Source organism: Mycobacterium sp. SMC-16, assembly GCF_046250085.1.
GTDB lineage: Bacteria > Actinomycetota > Actinomycetes > Mycobacteriales > Mycobacteriaceae > Mycobacterium > Mycobacterium phocaicum.
In genome coordinates this window covers 1,903,278-1,920,753 of sequence record NZ_CP176427.1, presented here as the reverse complement: position 1 = coordinate 1,920,753, position 17,476 = coordinate 1,903,278, and the positions used below count along the sequence as shown (strand labels likewise).

Here is a 17,476-nt window from a genome sequence, read left to right as displayed (position 1 = left end):
CCTAACCGGCCCACCGTTCCAGCCAACCTGCAACACGCCCTTATTCAGCAGCCTCCTAGGCGAACTCGCGCACGACGGCAGCGGACACTTCCGGCCACACGGCGTGCGTCCAGTCCCCGAAATCGCGGTCCGTCAGCACGACCAGTGCCAGGTCCGCCTCCGGGTCGACCCAGAGGAACGTCCCCGACTGGCCGAAATGCCCGAACGTCCGGCCCGAGTTGGCCGCGGCCGTCCAGTGCGAGTGCTTGCCGTCCCGAATCTCGAAACCCAGGCCCCAGTCGTTGGGGCGCTGCGATCCGAATCCCGGCAGCACGCCGTCGAGGCCCGGGAAATGCACCGAGATCGCGTCGGCGTGCATGGGTGTCGACACCAGAACCGGACGCAACAGATCACCGGCGAACGCGGCGAGGTCGGTCACCGTGGACCAGGCGCCGTAGCCGGCGGTTTCGGCCGCGCCCGGCAGATCGGAATCGCTCATCCCCAACGGCTCGAACACCGCTTCGCGCAGGTACTGCGCGAACTCGATGCCGGACTCGTGCTGCAGCACCTGGGCCAGCACGGCGAACCCGACATTGGAGTAGATGCGCCGCGTGCCGGGCGCCGCGATGGCGTCGGGCGTCTGCATCGCCAGACCCGACGTGTGCGCAAGCAGGTGGCGCACCGTCGACCCGGGCGGGCCGGCCGGGGTGTCCAGCTCGACGACGCCCTCTTCGATCGCGATCTGTGCGGCGCGCGCCACCAGGGGCTTGGTCACCGATGCGAGCCGGAACGCGCGGTCGACGGGTCCGTGCGTGGCGAGCACACCGGCAGGTGACACCACCGCGGCCGCAGCGTTCGGTACCGGCCAGGAATCCAGCAGCTCGAGAGCGGTCACGCCCACGACCCTGTCACATATCGCGGCGCCGATGGGCACAGGCCGGGACCGATTAACCAGACATTTGTATGGACACCATTCCAACTCTTCCCGGAGGCATTAGGTTATAGCCATGAGTCAGACAGTGCGTGGTGTGATTTCCCGGGCCAAGAAGCAGCCCATCGAGCTCGTCGACATCGTCATCCCCGATCCCGGACCCGGTGAGGTCATCGTGGACATCATCGCGTGCGGCGTGTGCCATACCGACCTCACCTACCGCGACGGCGGCATCAACGACGAGTATCCGTTCCTGCTCGGCCACGAAGCCGCCGGCACCGTCGAAGCCATCGGCGACGGCGTCACCCACGTCGCGGTCGGCGACTTCGTCATCCTCAACTGGCGCGCCGTCTGCGGTGAATGCCGCGCCTGCAAACGCGGCCGCCCGCACCTGTGCTTCGACACCTTCAACGCCACCCAGAAGATGACCCTCACCGACGGCACCGAACTGACCCCCGCCCTGGGCATCGGCGCCTTCGCCGACAAAACCCTCGTACACGAACGCCAGTGCACCAAGGTCGATTCCGAAGCCGACCCCGCCGTCGCCGGCCTGCTCGGCTGCGGCGTCATGGCCGGTATCGGCGCCGCCATCAACACCGGCGGCGTCACCCGTGATGACACCGTCGCGGTCATCGGCTGCGGCGGTGTCGGTGACGCCGCGATCGCCGGCGCCGCCCTCGTCGGCGCCAAACGCATCATCGCCGTCGACACCGACAACCAGAAGCTGCACTGGGCCCGCGACTTCGGCGCCACCCACACCATCAACGCCCGCGACCTCGACCCCGTCGAGACCATCCAGGATTTGACCGACGGTTTCGGCGCCGACGTCGTCATCGACGCCGTCGGCCGCCCCGAAACCTGGAAGCAGGCGTTCTACGCCCGCGACCTCGCCGGAACCGTTGTCCTCGTAGGCGTTCCGACACCCGACATGACCCTCGAGATGCCGCTCATCGACTTCTTCTCCCACGGCGGATCCCTCAAATCATCCTGGTACGGCGACTGCCTGCCCGAACGCGACTTCCCCACCCTCATCAGCCTCTACCTCCAAGGCCGCCTGCCACTGGAGAAGTTCGTCACCGAACGCATCGGACTCGACCAGATCGAAGACGCCTTCCACAAAATGCACAGCGGCGAAGTCCTGCGCTCGGTGGTGGTCCTCAAGTGAGCAACATCGAGCGGGTCGTCACCAGCGGCACCTTCAGCCTCGACGGCGGCACCTGGGACGTCGACAACAACATCTGGCTCGTCGGTGACGACAAGGACGTCATCGTGTTCGACGCCGCCCACACCGCGGCGCCCATCATCGAGGCGGTGAACGGCCGCAACGTCGTCGCGGTGGTCTGCACCCACGGTCACAACGACCACATCACGGTCGCTCCTGAATTGTCCGCGGCCCTCGACGCACCGGTACTGCTGCATCCGGCCGACGAGATGCTGTGGCGGGATGTCCACCCGGACAGCGCTTTTCACACCGTCGGCGACGACCAGGTGCTCACCGTCGGCGGCCTGGAGATCAAAGCCATTCATACGCCCGGCCATTCCCCCGGCTCGGTGTGCTGGCACATCCCCGAGCTCACTGCGGTGATCTCCGGCGACACCCTGTTCCACGGCGGCCCCGGCGCGACCGGCCGCTCGTACTCGGACTTCCCGACCATCCTGGCGTCGATTTCCGAGAAGCTCGGCAAGCTGCCCGGCGACACCGTCGTCTACACCGGCCACGGTGACACCACCACGATCGGCGGCGAGCTCGTCAACTACGACGACTGGGTGGCCCGCGGCAGCTGAGCTGCCAATCGAACACGGCAGCTGAGCCGCCGATCGCGCACCGGGCACTGATTCAGAGAGCGCCACACAGCTCGCGGCGCTACCGTGAGACATGCCCGAGTCCAGCGTGGTGGTGCAGCCCGACCCGATCGGGAGCTCGCGCCTGCAGACCGTCGGACTCCGCACGGCCACAAAGCTTTTCGAACAGGCCGCGGCCGAGGTGCCGCTCCCGGCGTCGCCTCGGCCGGTGGTGATCGCCGAGTACGGCTCGGGCAACGCTCACAACGGGCTGCTCCCCATCGGCGCGGGCATCGCCGCCCTGCGCAAACGCGTCCGGCCCGAGCACCCCATCGCGGTGACGCACACCGACATCCCCGACAACGATTTCAGCGCGTTGTTCCGCACCTTGCGCGACGACCCGTTCAGCTACCTACGCACCGATCGGGCCACGTTCGCATCGGCGGTGGGGCGGTCATACCTCGGCCAGATTCTGCCGTCGGAAGGTGTGCACCTGGGCTGGTCGGCGTGGGCCATCCACTGGCTCAGCCGTATGCCGTCGGAGATTCCCGATCACATCCAGCCGTCCTACAGCGCCGACGCCCAGGTGCGCGCCGCGTACGCCAGGCAGGCCGCGCACGACTGGCACGAGTTCATCGCGTTCCGCGGCCGCGAGTTGAGTCCCGGCGGTCGCCTCGTGGTCATGACGATGGGCCAGCACGACGACGGGCGGCTCGGCCTCGAGCCGCTTTTCGACGGGCTGATGCGTGCGCTCACCGACCTGCAGGACCAACGGCTCGTCACCGCCGAGGAACTGCGCCGCATGCGCCTGCCGATCGTGGGCCGCAGTGAAGCCGACTTCCGATCACCGTTCGCCCCTTCGGGCCGCTTCGAGCGGCTGCGGATCACCCATCTGGTGGTCGCCGACGAACCGGACCGCTTCTGGCAGCAATACCAGAAAGACCGTGACGCAACGGCTTTCGCCAAGAGTTGGGTCGGCTTCACCAGGGCGGCGGTGTTCGACAGCCTGCTGGAGGCGTTGGACCCGGCGGACGCGGCGCGCCGATGTCGGCTCGCCGACGCCCTGGAGGCAGCGCTGATCGAGCTACTGGTGGCGGCACCAGAACCGATGCCGATTCCGGTGGCGCACATCGTCGTTGAGAAACAGCAGCGCTGAGTTAGACGAACACATCCAGGATCAGAACCATGGCCAGACCGGACACCGAGAGCACGGTCTCCATGATCGACCATGTCTTGATGGTCTGGCCGACGCTCAGCGTGAAGTACTCCTTGACCAACCAGAAGCCCGCGTCGTTGACGTGCGAGAAGAACAGCGAGCCGGCGCCGACAGCCAGCACCACCAAGGACAGCTCGCCGGAGCCCATCCCGTCGACCAGGCCGAGAATCAGCGACGACGCCGTGATGGTGGCGACGGTGGCCGACCCGGTGGCCAGCCGGATCAGGACCGCGAGCACCCAGGCCAACACGAGCACCGAGATGTGCACGCCTTCGGCCCAGCGCGCCAGCATGGTGCCGATGCCGGTGTCGACCAGCACCTGCTTGAATCCGCCGCCGGCGGCGACGATCAGGAAGATGCCCGCGACCGGGGGCAGGCTCGACTCGATGCACTTGGTGATCGCGGTGCGGTCCATCCCGGCGCCGCGGCCGAGCGTGACGGTGCCGACCACGACGGCGATGAGCAGTGCCACCAGCGGGGTGCCCACGGCGTCGAAGATCCGGCGGAACCACTGCGTCTTGTCGTCGATGAAGATGTCGACGAGGGCCTTGCCCAGCATGAGTGCGACGGGCAGCAACACCGAGAACAGTGTGACGCTGAAGCGCGGCCGTTTGCCTTGTGCGCGAAGGGCTTCCGGGTCGGTGTCGAAGGTGTCCGGCGCGGCGACGACGACCCACTTGCCGGCGAGACGGCCGAACAGCGGGCCCGCGACGACGATCGTCGGGACCGCGACGAGCACGCCGAGCCCGAGCGTGACCCCGAGGTCCGCGTTGAGCAGCCCGACCGCGGTCAGCGGACCGGGATGCGGCGGCACGAAACCGTGCATGGCCGACAGTCCCGCCAGCGCCGGGATGCCGATGGTGATGAGCGACTGCTGCGAGCGCCGGGCCACCAGATAGATGACGGGCATCAGGAGCACGAGCCCGATCTCGAAGAACATCGGCAGCCCGATGATCGCGCCGACCAGTGCCATCGCCCACGGCAGCGCGCGGGGCGAGGCGGCACCGACGATGGTGTCGACGATCTCGTCGGCACCGCCGGAATCGGCGAGCAGTTTGGCGAACATCGCGCCGAGGGCGATCAGGATGCCCACGCCGGCCGCCGTCGCGCCGAACCCGTCGGAGAACGATTTGAGGACGGCGGTGAGGTTCTCGCCGGCCGTCAGCCCCACCGTCAGGCCGCCGAAGATCAGCGACAGGAACGGGTGCAGCTTGACCAGCGTGATGAGCACGACGATGACGCCGATGCCGACGATGAAGGCCAGGATCAGCTGCGTGGCCGAAGAGACCGGCTCGATGAGTTTGGGCGCGTCGGCCAGGAAGGTGACGGTGGTGTTCATCGGAGGTTCTCCCCGCCGGTACGCGAAATGTATTCGTCGACAATCGAATCGATGCTCTGCCCGACGTCGATGACGGTGCCCGCCTCATCGGGGCGCAGGGGTTCCAGGGTTTCGAACTGCGAGGCGAGCAGCGACGCCGGCATGAAGTGGCCGGGCCGGCTGGCCTGCCGGGCGCCGATGACCTCGGGTGTGCCGAACAGGTGCAGGAACCGGGTGCCCGGGCAGTGGCTGCGCAGCTGCACGCGGTACTGGTACTTGAGGGCCGAACAGCTCATCACGCCGCCGTCGCCGCAGTGCTCGCCCAGCCACAGCCCGATGGTCTCCAGCCAGGGCCGGCGGTCGTCATCGTTCAAGGGGTGACCGGCCGCCATCTTCGCGATGTTGGCGGCGGGATGGAAGTCATCGGCGTCCGCGAACGGCACGCGGAGCCGTTGCGCCAGCGCCGCGCCCACGGTGGACTTGCCGGATCCGGAAACGCCCATGACGACGATCGGTGATGGCATCTGCTGCACCTGCCCTTGCTGTGGTTTGACTCACACAGCGTGGCTCAAAAGTCAGACTATTTCAAGACCCGAATCGAAATCATCCGTTTTAAGCCAGATGAGACGACTTATGACACGATGTTATGCGTGGTTATGCCCTCAAACGTCAGCGCGCTGCACGACAACGTCCTGAGCGCGCTGGGGACCGCCGTGGTCTCGGGGACGTACGCGCCCGGTGAGGTGATCACCCTCGAAGGCGTGAGCGCCGAACACGGCGTGTCCCGCAGCGTCGCGCGGGAGGCCATCCGGGTCCTCGAGTCGATGGGCATGGTCGCCTCGCGCCGCCGGGTCGGCATCACCATTCAGCCTGCGGTCAACTGGAATGTCTTCGATCCCAGGCTGATTCGCTGGCGCCTCGAGTCCAGCGACCGGGCCGCGCAGCTGGTGTCGTTGTCGGAGTTGCGCCGCGGATTCGAACCCGCGGCGGCCGCCTTGGCCGCCGAGCGCGCCAACCCCCACCAGTGCCGCATCATGGCCGCCGCCGCGTCGGACATGGCGGTGCACGGCCGTGACGGTGACCTGGCGGCCTATCTGCAGGCGGACAAGGTCTTTCACCAGACCCTGCTGGAGGCCAGCGGCAACGAGATGTTCCGTGCGCTGAATTCCGTGGTGTCCGAGATCCTGGCCGGACGCACCCATCACGGCATGATGCCCGACTCGCCCAATCCGGCCGCCATCGCGCTGCACGACGAGGTCGCGCGCGCCGTGCGCCTGCGCGATGCCGCCGGCGCCGAACGCGCGATGCGCGCCATCATCGACGAGTCCGCCGCCGCGGTCGCCGAAGACTCCGGTTCGGACTGACGGGGCCTGCCGCTAGCGGCAGCGCTTCAGGCCGTCGTTGGGGTCACAGAACAGCGGGAACTGCTGCACCGGAATCGGCAGCGGCTTCTGGAATTCCAGCCGGAACGACTTCTTCGTCATCGCCGCCTGCACGCCGCACTGCTCGTTGTTGGTGGTGGTCCGGGTACCGGTCCAGTTGGTGTCTTCCCACTCGTAGGTCTCGACGAGCTTCGCCTTGGATCCGTCGGGGCACGTGAAACCCTGGAGGTCGGTCTGGGTGAACATCCAATGTCCCTCACCACCGGTCTGGCGGGCGTCGCCGCCCAGCGTTCCGCCGTACTGGTCGGAGCCGACGTGCACGAGGCAACCGACCGGCAGTTCCAGGTTGTTGCGTAGATCGCCGACGGTCGGGGCACAGACGGGCCAGATGGTCCACACGCTCATCGGTGTGCCCTCTTGGATGTAGGTGTAGATGCCTTCGGGCAGCCGGATGTCGTCGGCCTGCGCCGGCGCTGCCGTCCCGAAGAGTGCGCCCGCTGCGACGAAGCCAAGACTCGAAACCATAGCGAGAACACGTTTCATTTTCACCGCCCGAGTATCGCAAACGACTTGGCCACGGCGTGAGAAAGTCACCGTATGAGTTCACTCAGCGGGAAGGTTGCGTTGATCACCGGGGCCTCTGCCGGCCTGGGCGCGGCCACGGTCAAGGTTTTCGCCGAACGCGGCGCATCGGTCTTCGGAATCGCCCGGGACGCCGAGCGGATGGCGACGGTTTTCGCCGACGCCTACGGCGACGAGCCCGGCGGCGCGTTCGCCGCGGTGGACATCAGTACGGCCGACGCCTGCCGGCAGGCGGTCGCGGACTGCATCGCGAAATTCGGGCGGCTGGACGTGCTGGTGAACGTCGCGGGATTCCACGTCATGCGGCACACCCTGTCGATGACCGACGACGACTGGGACCGCGACCTCGCGGTGAATCTGAACGGCCCGTTCCACCTGACCCGGGCGGCGCTGCCGCAGCTGCTGGAGAACGGCGGCAACATCGTCAACGTCTCCTCGATCGCGGGCGTCGAGGGCGAGATCTACTCGGCGGGCTACTGCGCCGCCAAGCACGGACTGATCGGGCTGACGCGCGCACTGGCCGTCGAGTACACCAAGGAAAAGCTCCGGGTCAACGCGGTGTGCCCGGGCGGCATGCTGACCGCGCAGGTCACCGAGTTCGCGGCGCCCGAGAATGCCGACTGGGACCTGATCATGCGGATCGCCGCGCCGCGCGGCTTCATGGAGCCACGCGACGTCGCGAACGTCATCGCGTTCCTGGCCAGCGACGACGCCGCCGCGATCCACGGCTCGGTGTACCGCGTCGACAACGGCAAGGGCCCGGCCTGATCCAGGCCGGGCCCTGCCTGACGACTAGTGGGCGAGCGCGACCAGCAGGTCGTGCTTCTCCGGGCAGTACGTGTCGAACGCGGCGTTGAGGAACTGGTACACCTGCTGCTCCGAGCTGCTGTTGCGCGGCAGGTTCTTCTTCAGGAACGCCGCCGAGTCGGTGGCGCTGTGGTCGACGTTGTTGTCGAGCCGCTGGCAGGTGATCTTGCCGATCCAGGCGTTGTAGTCCTTGGGGCCGTAGATCCCGTAGGTGTGCAGCTGGTTGGCGAAATCGGTGTCCGGGTCGGCCTGCGCGGGGACAGCCATCCCGACAGCGAGGGCGGCGGCGGCGATTGAGCCGGCCACACCGGCCAGAGTGCGTGCCTTCATGTGACGGAGTCTATTCGTGCTGGTTGCCATCTGCCCCTGCTCCCTGAACAGTCGTTGCCGCCTGTTCAATCCCATTGAACTGCTGCGTATTTGGTTCGATCTGCTGCGCGCTACCGGCTACGGTGATACGAGCCACCCACAGCGAAGGTTTCCCATGATTAACTTAACTGGTCTAATCTAACACTTAAATGACCTAATCTGTCGCGGTCAGGGTACGGGAAGCGGGGAGCAGCAAGTGCAGTCGACCATGGTGTCCGCAGCGTGATCGGCAATGCGCTCAAGAAGGCGTGGATCCCGTTGCTCATCCTCGCCGTGGCCCTCGTCGCCGGCTTCACCGTGCAGCGCGTGCGCACCTACTTCGGCCAGAACCCCGTCATCGTCACCCCGCGCAACTTCGCCGACGACGCCAAACCGTTCAAGCCCAAGGTCGTCACCTACGAGATCACCGGCGAACCCGGCGCCTACGCCGACATCAACTACCTCGACCTGGACGCCAAACCGCAGCGCGTCGATCACGCGATGCTGCCCTGGAAGCTCGTCCTGTCCACCACCGCACCGGCAGCCTCGCCCAACATCGTCGCCCAGGGCGACGGTGACTCCATCACCTGCACCGTCCACGTCGACGACGAACTCAAAGACACCCGAACCTCCACGGGCGTGCACGCCCAGACCTTCTGCCTGGTGAAATCTGCATGACGCATCCAACCGACGAAGACACCGTCATCTTCCCGAAGGCCGAGCAGCCGCCCCATCGGCCGTTGATCGCCCGCCTCATCCGCACCTTCGCGATCCCGGTCATCCTGTTCTGGATCGGCGTCATCGTCTTCCTCGGCAGCGCCGTCCCTTCGCTCGACGAGGTCGGCAAGATGCGCTCGGTCTCGATGTCACCGGACCAGGCCGCGTCGGTCATCGCGACGAAGCGCATCGGCGAGGTGTTCCAGGAATTCAAGTCGAACAGCTCGGTCATGGTCGTGCTGGAAGGCGATCAGCCGCTCGGCGCAGAGGCACACGCCTACTACGACGAGATGATCAAGAAGCTCCAGGCCGACACGGCGCACGTCGAGCACATCCAGGACTTCTGGAGCGACCCGCTGACCGCCGCCGGTTCGCAGAGCAACGACGGCAAGGCCTCGTACGTCCAGGTCTACCTGCGCGGTAACCAGGGCGAATCGCTCGCCAACGAATCCGTTCAGGCCGCGCAGGACATCATCAAGAGCATCAAGACGCCGCCCGGCCTGAAGGTCTACGTGACCGGGCCCGCGGCGCTCGCGGCCGACCAGCACATCGCCGGTGACCGCAGCCTCAAGCTGATCGAGGCCGCCACCTTCGGCGTCATCATCATCACCCTGCTGCTCGTGTACCGGTCGTTCATCACGGTGCTGCTGACGTTGCTGATGGTGGTGCTCGAGCTGTCCGCCGCACAGGGCGTCGTCGCGGCGCTGGGTTTTTACGACATCATCGGTCTGTCGACGTTCGCCACCAACCTGCTCGTCACGCTGGCCATCGCGGCGGCAACCGACTACGCCATCTTCCTCATCGGCCGGTACCAGGAAGCGCGCGGCGCGGGTGAGTCCCGCGAAGACGCCTACTACACGATGTTCGAGGGCACCGCCCACGTCGTGCTCGGCTCCGGCCTGACCGTCGCGGGCGCGACGTTCTGCCTGCACTTCACCCGGATGCCCTACTTCGTGTCGCTCGGCGTTCCCCTGGCCATCGGCATGGTCACCGTGGTGTTCGCCGCCCTGACGCTGGGCCCGGCCGTGATCTCGCTGGCCAGCCGGTTCCGCAAGACTCTCGAGCCCAAGCGCGCGATGCGCGTGCGCGGCTGGCGCACGATCGGCGCCGTCGTGGTCCGCTGGCCGGCCCCCATCCTCGTCGGCACCATCGCGCTGTCTCTGGTCGGCCTGCTCACATTGCCTGGCTACGAGCCGGCCTACAACGACCGCCTCTACCTGCCGGCCGACATCCCCGCCAACGAGGGCTATGCCGCGGCGGACCGGCACTTCTCGCCGGCGCGGATGAACCCCGAGCTGATGCTCATCGAGAGCGACCACGATCTGCGCAACTCCGCCGACTTCCTGGTGATCGACAAGATCGCCAAGGCCATTTTCAAGGTGCCGGGGGTATCCCGGTCGCAGACCATCACCCGCCCTGAGGGCAAGCCGATCGAGCACACCTCGATCCCGTTCCTGATGAGCATGAGCGGCACCTCTCAGAAGATGAACGAGAAGTACGCCCAGGACTCGATGGCCAACATGCTCAAGCAGGCCAACGACATGCAGATCAACATCGACACGATGAAGAAGATGCAGGGCATCACCACCCAGATGGCGGCCACCACGCACAGCATGGTCGCCAAGATGGTCAACATGACCCTGGACGTGGCCGACCTGCGCGACCACATCTCGGACTTCGACGACTTCTTCCGGCCGATCCGCAACTACCTCTACTGGGAACCGCACTGCTACGACATCCCGGTCTGCTGGACCATGCGCTCGGTCTTCGACACCCTCGACGGCATCGACACCATGACCGACGACATCCAGAACCTGATGCCGGACATGTTGAAGCTCGACAAGCTGATGCCTCAGATGGTCGCGTTGATGCCCGAGATGATCTCGACGATGACCAACATGAAGCAGTACATGCTGACGATGTACCAGACCCAGAAGGGTCTGCAGGATCAGATGCAGGCGCAGCAGGACAACGCGAGCGCCATGGGCGAGGCGTTCGACAACTCCCGCAACGACGACTCGTTCTACCTGCCGCCCGAGGTCTTCGACAACGCCGAATTCAAACGCGGCATGAAGAACTTCATCTCGCCCGACGGCAAAGCGGTGCGGCTGATCATCTCGCATGAGGGCGAACCGATGAGCGCCGAAGGCATCTCGCACATCGACGCGATCAAGAACGCCGCCAGGGAGGCCATCAAGGGCACTCCCCTGGAGGGCTCCAAGATCTACCTCGGTGGCACCGCGGCGACCTTCAAGGACCTGCAGGAGGGCGCCGACTACGACCTGCTGATCGCCGGAATCTCTGCCCTCGCACTGATTTTCGCGATCATGCTGATCATCACGCGATCCGTGGTGGCCGCGGCGGTCATCGTCGGCACCGTGGTGCTGTCGCTGGGCGCGTCATTCGGTCTGTCGGTTCTGTTGTGGCAGCACCTGATCGGGCTCAACCTGCACTGGATGGTCATCGCGATGGCGGTCATCATCCTGCTGGCCGTCGGCGCGGACTACAACCTGCTGCTCGTCGCCCGGTTCAAGGAAGAGATCCATGCCGGCCTAAATACCGGCATCATCCGGTCGATGGGCGGCACCGGTTCGGTGGTCACCTCCGCCGGCCTGGTCTTCGCCTTCACCATGATGTCCATGGCGGTCAGCGAGCTGCACGTGGTCGGTCAGGTGGGAACAACCATCGGTCTGGGCCTGTTGTTCGACACGTTGATCATCCGATCTCTGATGACGCCGGCCATCGCCGCCCTCATGGGCAAGTGGTTCTGGTGGCCGCAGCGGGTGCGTCAGCGTCCGGTGCCCGAGCCGTGGCCGCAGCCCAAGCCGTCCGGCGAACTGCAATCGACTTCCAACAGCACAGGTATCTAGGAAACAGGAGTGAGGACTATGGTCGAGATCATGCGTGGTCTGAAGCGTGCCGGTATCGGGATCGCGGCCTTGGGCGCCATCGCGACGACTCTCGCCGGGCCGGCCGCCGCCGATGCCACCGACGACTACCCGATCCCCCACCGGATCATCATCACCACGTGTGATGCCGAGCAGTACCTGGCCGCCGCGCGCGACACCAGCCCGGTCTACTACTCGCGCTACATGATCGACATGCACAACCGGCCGGCCGACATCCAGCAGATGGCGCAGGACCGCATCCACTGGTTCTTCTCGCTCGACCCGGTGGGCCGCCGCCAGTACTCCGAGGACACCGCCACCAACGTCTACTACGAGCAGGTGGCCACCCACTGGGGCAACTGGGCCAAGATCTTCTTCAACAACAAGGGCGTCGTCGCCAAGGCCACCGACGTCTGCCAGAACTACCCCAAGGGCGACCTGAACGTCTGGAACTGGGTCCAGGCCCCGTAGTCCCTAGCGATTTGTGCACGATTTTCCGCGCTGACCGCGGATTTTCGTGCACAAATCACTGGGCGTGCAGCGCGGTGACCAGATCCCGCACGTCTTCGGTTCGCTGTTCGTAACCCGGGAAATAGCAACAGATTTCGTTGACGTGCGCGCCGAAGCGGCGGCCGATCTCGGCGGCGCATTCCTCCGGGGTGCCGACGATCCCGATCGTCCGGACCATGTCGTCGCTGATCAACGCCCGCATGCCGGCGAAGTCACCGACCTTCGACATCGCGTTGAGTCGGGGCTGCAGGTCCGCCCAGCCCTCGGTCTCGAGCACCGGCAGATACGCCGGCGTGGAACCGTAGAACGCGATCAGCGTGGCGACGCCGGTGATCGCCGCGCGCAGGTCTTCTTCCGTGCGTCCCACCGCCACCATGGCCTGCGCGATCATCTGCAGATCGGCGGGCGCGCGGCCGGCGCGCGCCAGTCCCTCCCCCACTGCCACCAGGGTCCGGTCGGCGAAATGCCGGGCGCTGTGGAACGGCATCACCAGCAGCCCGTCGGCGACCTCGGCGGCGGTGCGGGTCATGATCGGGCCCAGCGCACCCATGAGCACCGCCGGCGGCCCGAACGGATTGGGGCCGGGGTTGAAGTTCGGCGGCATCAGGGTGTGGGTGAAGTGCTTGCCGCGAAAATTCAACGGCGCCTTGCCTTCCCAGCAGTCGAAGATCGCCTTGATCGCGGTGACGGTCTCGGCCATCTTCTCGGCGGGTTTGGCCCACTGCGCGCCGTAACGCTTTTCGATGTGCACCTTGATCTGCGAGCCCAGGCCCAGCCGGAACCTGCCCCCGCTGTACACCTGCAGGTCGTAAGCAGCATGCGCGAGATGCAGTGGGCTGCGCGGCCCGGCGATCGCGACGTTGGTCATCAGGTCCACGCTCGCCGCACCGGCTGCCGCGACCAGCGGCAGGAAGACGTCGTGCGGGCCTTCGAAGGTGAACACCCCGTCGGCCCCGAGGCCGGCCAGTTCGCGGGCGTGGTCGGCCGCCCGCTGGGGCGCTCCGTCGATCTGCAGTTGTACGCGCATGACTACCGCGGTCCGTATAACGCTGCCATCCAAATGTTGTACAACACCTCGACGACCACATCGGGATCCGGGTAGGGCTCAGCCGAAAACGACTGTGTCAGATAGCGTTCGTCCATCCACACCAGGGCCCGCGCGGTTTCGTTCGCATCGAGGTCGGCCTTGATCTTTCCGTCCGCCTGGTCGTCGGCGATGCGCTTGGCGGTGGCGTCGATGAACTGCTGAATCAGTTGTGCGTATGCGGCCTCGACCTTCTCGTCGGAGCCCGCCGCATCCGACAGCGCCCGTAGGACGCGTCCGTGCTGCGAGTAGACCTCGGTCAGACCCTTGAATGCCGACCGGGCATCGTTGACCAGATCCGTTCCCACGAGCCACCTGTCGACCATCTCCCCGATCTCCATCCCGAGATGCTCCACGACGCGCAAGGCGAGGTCATGACGGTCGCGGAAGTGCACATAGAACGCCGGTCTCTTGAGTCCGGTACGGCTCATCACCGCGTCGACCGTCATCTCGCGAAATGGCCGCTCCCGCAGGAATTCCTCGGCCGCCACGAGAATCTCGCGTTCGGACTCCTTGGGGTCGTGCTTCGGGCGTCTGCTCATCGTGTCCCTAGTTCATCACAGCCGCTCGATTGTGTTTGTCCATCGCGCGGTACGCGTAGTAGTAGACGGTCAGCTGCACCGCCCAGGTGGTCAACGCCGCGGTGTAGAACATGGTCCGGTCCGCGTCGTCACCGGGCACCGAATAGAAGTCGTACGTTGCCGCGATGACGGCTCCCATGACAGTGGCGATCGCGACGAGCACCGCTTGTTTGCGCTCCCCGACGCGCCACAGCCGGGTCGTGAAGTAGATCAGGAAGATCGTGGTGAGGACGTTCACCGCGACGAGGAACACGGCGCCGGCCGGCCCGATGTGGTGCGTTACGGGCGACGCCGTCCGCAACGCGTAGAACGTCAGGCCGAGCCCGACCACGCCGGCCAGTGCGAAGACACCGATGTCGACGGTGCGCGAGGGCCTGTAGCCGTGGGTCACGGCCATCAACCCCAGCACCAGGATCAACGTGATCCCGACCGACCTGGAGAACGCGTCGAAGAAGATCGCGACGTGAAAACTCGGACTGTCCTGGCCCAGCCGCAGCAGTCCGTAGACCAGGAAGTTGATCCCGGAGGTCGCGACGATGATCCACTCGAGACCGAGCAGGTAGTTGCCGTGGTTTCGGATGAACTTCCAGCCGTAGGTGAATCCGGCGAAGATCATGAGCAGATCAGCGAGGGCGAACAGCGCGCCGAAGATTTCCATGTTCTGGTCCTTTGTGTTCTGGTCAGTGGCGCCTAGATCCGGGCCAGGCGGTCGAGAACCCGGTCACCGAACCAACCGAGGGTCAGTGCCGGCCGGCTGACGAAGCTGGGCCAGAATCGGCCGTCGTGCCAGATGGCCTTGAGGTCGTCCGGCACGGGCGCGCCGGAGAGTCTGTCGGCGAGCATGCTGCCGACGTACTGGGCCTGGGCGAAGCCATGTCCGTTGCACGCCAACGAATACAGGACATTGGGCGCCGCTTCTCCGGCCACCGGCAGCCACGTGGAGCTCATGCCGATCCAGCCACCCCAGGCCCGCCCAGGCGCAACGTCACCCAGTCCGGGGAACCGTTCCCGGAAACCGCGCACCAGGTCGTCGACGACAGGTGTCGACGGGGTCCGTGCCGTCAGCTCACCCTTGGTGGTTTCGAGCCGTCGGGTGCCGAAAACGATGGTGTTCCTGGGGGTTACGCGGTAGCTCTCCAGGATCATGTGTGCCGTCACCATGGGCGCGCGACTGGTCCAGCCGATGGCGTCGAGACGTTCCGGGGCGACCGGCTCGGTCTCCACCAGCGACGTCCACACCGGCGACACCAACCGGCGCGGCGTGACGGCGAGGTCCTTGCCGTAGGCGTTGGTGGTGAGCAGAGCCTGCTTGGCGCGTACCCGGCCACCGGCGGTCTGGACCGTCACCCCGGCCGGGCCGTCGGCAACGTCCTGCACGCGCGTGTTCTCGAAAACCCTTGCCCCCGAGCTCAAGACGGCGTCGCGGAGCCCGATCACGTACTTGCCCGGGTTCAGCGTCCCACCGATGCCCTCGCGCATGCCGCCCAGGAATCCGTCCGGCAATCCCGCATCGGGGCCTTCGACGAATTCGGCCGACGATCCCGCCTCCGCCATGATCTTCGCGTTCCGGCGGGCCTTGCGCAGTTGCCCCTTCGACACCGCGGCCTGCACGATGCCGACCTTCTCGAAGTCGCAGTCGATGCCGCGGCTCGCGATGGCGTCCTGGGTGAATTCCACTGCCGATTCGGCGAACTGGAACAACGCCCGGACCTTCTCCCGGCGGAACAGCAGCGCCAGAAGCGCCGGATCCGCGGCGATCGAGTTGGTGACGTAGCCGGCATTGCGCGAGCTCGCGCCCCAGCCGCAGGTCTGCGCCTCCAGCAGGACGACATCGGCACCGGACTCGGCGAGGCGCAGGGCCGCGGTCATGCCGCCGACCCCGCCTCCGACGACTGCGACATCGCATGTCACCTCGCCGGCGAGCGCGGGCTCGCCGACCGGCCCACCGGCCCAACCGGTTTCGGTCAACAGGTTCATGCGGACACCACCTTGCGGGAGGTCACTGCCGTGCTCGGCGTGACAACCGCCTCGACCACCTGGTGCAGTGGTGCCCCACCGGTGGCGGCCAGCGCGTGGTAGAAGGTCTCCGGGTCGACCCAGTCCTCAGGCGCCAGGACACCCGCCTTCTCGCCCAACTGATCGACCGCGACCGACATGAACGCCGCGGTGGCCGAGCCCGTGAGTGACGCCATGGTGGTCCACGGCGTACCCGGCCCGCTCACCGGCGCCCGGCGCACCGAAACCACCGGCTCCCCATCGCGTTTGCCGCTCACCCGCACATAGTTGGTGCCCCGGAACGGCGGATGCTTCTTGGCCGCCGAGGTCGCCATGAACTTCAGCACCTCGACCGCTCCGATCTCGCCGCGCCGGATGGTGCCCCACAGCCCGGACAACGCGTGCCGCCACACCTTGAGCGAGCCGGTCTTGTCGGTCAGCAGGTCGTTGACGAAGTCGATGGCCTCGTCCATGGTGATCTTGTTGTCCTGCACGGCCACTGCGACGCCGCGCATGATGCCGTTGGTGGGTGGCGGGTCGAGCGCGCCGAGAACGCGAATCCGGTCGGCGCCCGGCCAGCGCCGCGGCAACGTCACCGCCTCCGGGTGGGCGCACTCGTAGAACCGGTAGGCGTCACCGAGGGAGTTGCCGACGTCGAACACGTCGTTCTCCAGGAACGTCTGGTGTTGTACGGCGCGCCCACCTTCCCACGTCCAGCACGGCCCGGCGAAGCCCCGGATCGCGTGGTCGAGCACCGCGCGCCCGAACGGCACCGGCCCTTCGTCGCCCGTCACCCAGCAGATGTCAATGCGCTCAACGACATCCATGTCGCGCGCGGCGTCGGCCGTCATCACGTTGGTGTATCCGGGCGAGGCGCCGCAACAGATCAGGATCGGCACGCCCGCCGCCTTCGCCTTGGCATCGAGTGCGAGTGCCGCGCGCGTGCTGGCCTCGTCGTCGTCGAGATCGAGATACGGCACCTTCTTCTCGATGCAGGCCGCCATCACCGGCTTGGCGGTGCGGTTGTACGGTCCCGCGCCGAGCACGACGAGGTCGGCACCGTCGATCGCGTTGCGCAGTGCGGCGCCGTCGAACAGGTCGAACGAGCCGACCGTGGCCGTGCCGGCCGGCAGCTTCGCCGCGAAGTCGTGCAGGAGTTCGGGCCGGATGTCGTAGAGCTCCAGCGCCCAGCCGCCGTCGCCGGCCGCTTTGGCGAAGCGTTCGATGGCGACGCGGCACATCTCGCCGGCTGCACCGATGAAGACAATTCGCTTTGTCGTGGTCATGCCACCAGCTTGCGCCGTTAATTACACGTTGTCAATGACACGCTGTAATTAAATTCGGACGGGCCGGCGC

At 66.5% G+C, this 17,476-nt stretch carries 18 protein-coding genes; 8 read left to right on the top strand and 10 right to left on the bottom strand.

All coding sequences use genetic code 11. From position 1 onward, the window contains the following. Positions 1-55 precede the first annotated feature (55 nt). On the bottom strand, positions 56-874 hold the full coding sequence (locus tag ACJEIK_RS09260; RefSeq protein WP_409431395.1) for a serine hydrolase domain-containing protein: 819 nt from the start codon (positions 872-874) through the stop codon (positions 56-58). A 112-nt stretch (positions 875-986) separates the two neighbouring features. Between ACJEIK_RS09260 and ACJEIK_RS09255 the strand changes: the two genes are divergently transcribed. The 3 genes from ACJEIK_RS09255 to ACJEIK_RS09245 all read left to right on the top strand — a co-directional run bounded on the left by ACJEIK_RS09255 (position 987) and on the right by ACJEIK_RS09245 (position 3,848). Next, positions 987-2,075 carry an S-(hydroxymethyl)mycothiol dehydrogenase gene (locus tag ACJEIK_RS09255; RefSeq protein ID WP_409431394.1) on the top strand — a complete coding sequence of 363 codons (1,089 nt, stop codon included), beginning with the start codon at positions 987-989 and terminating at the stop codon, positions 2,073-2,075. Next, on the top strand, positions 2,072-2,695 hold the full coding sequence (locus tag ACJEIK_RS09250) for an MBL fold metallo-hydrolase (protein WP_409431393.1): 624 nt from the start codon (positions 2,072-2,074) through the stop codon (positions 2,693-2,695). The genes ACJEIK_RS09255 and ACJEIK_RS09250 overlap by 4 nt, the downstream gene beginning before the upstream one ends. A gap of 91 nt (positions 2,696-2,786) precedes the next feature. Then, the gene (locus tag ACJEIK_RS09245) at positions 2,787-3,848 is read left to right on the top strand and encodes an SAM-dependent methyltransferase (RefSeq protein ID WP_409431392.1); all 1,062 of its coding nucleotides are present in this window, start codon (positions 2,787-2,789) and stop codon (positions 3,846-3,848) included. A 1-nt stretch (position 3,849) separates the two neighbouring features. Here the strand turns inward: ACJEIK_RS09245 and ACJEIK_RS09240 are convergent, their stop codons facing one another. Further along, positions 3,850-5,247, bottom strand: a complete 1,398-nt coding sequence (locus ACJEIK_RS09240) for a GntP family permease (protein ID WP_409431391.1) — start codon at positions 5,245-5,247, stop codon at positions 3,850-3,852. Beyond that, entirely contained in the window at positions 5,244-5,750 is a 507-nt protein-coding gene (locus ACJEIK_RS09235; RefSeq protein WP_409431390.1) for a gluconokinase, read from the bottom strand. The genes ACJEIK_RS09240 and ACJEIK_RS09235 overlap by 4 nt, the downstream gene beginning before the upstream one ends. 132 nt (positions 5,751-5,882) lie before the next feature. On the opposite strand from ACJEIK_RS09235, the gene ACJEIK_RS09230 reads away from it, so the two are divergent. Further along, positions 5,883-6,590, top strand: coding sequence for a FadR/GntR family transcriptional regulator (locus ACJEIK_RS09230; RefSeq protein WP_409431675.1), 708 nt, complete (start codon positions 5,883-5,885; stop codon positions 6,588-6,590). Positions 6,591-6,602: 12 nt separating this feature from the next. Here the strand turns inward: ACJEIK_RS09230 and ACJEIK_RS09225 are convergent, their stop codons facing one another. Next, positions 6,603-7,133, bottom strand: coding sequence for a hypothetical protein (locus ACJEIK_RS09225; RefSeq protein WP_061002727.1), 531 nt, complete (start codon positions 7,131-7,133; stop codon positions 6,603-6,605). 72 nt (positions 7,134-7,205) lie between these two features. Here ACJEIK_RS09225 and ACJEIK_RS09220 point away from each other — a divergent pair, with 72 nt between their 5' ends. Beyond that, positions 7,206-7,958: an SDR family NAD(P)-dependent oxidoreductase gene (locus ACJEIK_RS09220; RefSeq protein WP_409431389.1), complete on the top strand. Its 753-nt coding sequence runs from the start codon at positions 7,206-7,208 to the stop codon at positions 7,956-7,958. A gap of 24 nt (positions 7,959-7,982) precedes the next feature. Here ACJEIK_RS09220 and ACJEIK_RS09215 read toward each other — a convergent pair whose 3' ends face one another. After that, a complete protein-coding gene (locus ACJEIK_RS09215; protein ID WP_138248506.1) occupies positions 7,983-8,327 on the bottom strand; it encodes a DUF732 domain-containing protein in 345 nt (114 codons plus the stop codon). 261 nt (positions 8,328-8,588) lie between these two features. Between ACJEIK_RS09215 and ACJEIK_RS09210 the strand changes: the two genes are divergently transcribed. From ACJEIK_RS09210 to ACJEIK_RS09200, 3 genes are read left to right on the top strand one after another with little or no spacing between them, the layout of a single operon-like run. Beyond that, a complete protein-coding gene (locus tag ACJEIK_RS09210) occupies positions 8,589-9,023 on the top strand; it encodes an MmpS family transport accessory protein (protein ID WP_064860213.1) in 435 nt (144 codons plus the stop codon). Next, positions 9,020-11,932: an RND family transporter gene (locus ACJEIK_RS09205; protein ID WP_409431388.1), complete on the top strand. Its 2,913-nt coding sequence runs from the start codon at positions 9,020-9,022 to the stop codon at positions 11,930-11,932. Before ACJEIK_RS09210 ends, ACJEIK_RS09205 begins: the two co-directional genes overlap by 4 nt. Positions 11,933-11,962: 30 nt before the next feature. Beyond that, positions 11,963-12,421, top strand: coding sequence for a DUF5078 domain-containing protein (locus ACJEIK_RS09200; RefSeq protein WP_073696078.1), 459 nt, complete (start codon positions 11,963-11,965; stop codon positions 12,419-12,421). Positions 12,422-12,476: 55 nt separating this feature from the next. Here the strand turns inward: ACJEIK_RS09200 and ACJEIK_RS09195 are convergent, their stop codons facing one another. Genes ACJEIK_RS09195 through ACJEIK_RS09175 form a run of 5 tightly spaced genes read right to left on the bottom strand, consistent with a single transcriptional unit; the run spans position 12,477 to position 17,406 of the window. Next, positions 12,477-13,487, bottom strand: a complete 1,011-nt coding sequence (locus tag ACJEIK_RS09195) for a TIGR03617 family F420-dependent LLM class oxidoreductase (protein WP_409431387.1) — start codon at positions 13,485-13,487, stop codon at positions 12,477-12,479. A 2-nt stretch (positions 13,488-13,489) separates the two neighbouring features. Beyond that, positions 13,490-14,086, bottom strand: coding sequence for a TetR/AcrR family transcriptional regulator (locus tag ACJEIK_RS09190; RefSeq protein ID WP_409431386.1), 597 nt, complete (start codon positions 14,084-14,086; stop codon positions 13,490-13,492). Between the two features lie 7 nt (positions 14,087-14,093). Then, complete coding sequence (locus ACJEIK_RS09185) at positions 14,094-14,783, bottom strand: transporter (protein ID WP_409431385.1); 690 nt, start codon at positions 14,781-14,783, stop codon at positions 14,094-14,096. 32 nt (positions 14,784-14,815) lie between these two features. Beyond that, positions 14,816-16,102, bottom strand: a complete 1,287-nt coding sequence (locus ACJEIK_RS09180) for an NAD(P)/FAD-dependent oxidoreductase (protein ID WP_409431384.1) — start codon at positions 16,100-16,102, stop codon at positions 14,816-14,818. Continuing rightward, positions 16,099-17,406, bottom strand: a complete 1,308-nt coding sequence (locus ACJEIK_RS09175) for a saccharopine dehydrogenase family protein (RefSeq protein ID WP_409431383.1) — start codon at positions 17,404-17,406, stop codon at positions 16,099-16,101. The genes ACJEIK_RS09180 and ACJEIK_RS09175 overlap by 4 nt, the downstream gene beginning before the upstream one ends. Between the last annotated feature and the right edge of the window lie 70 nt (positions 17,407-17,476).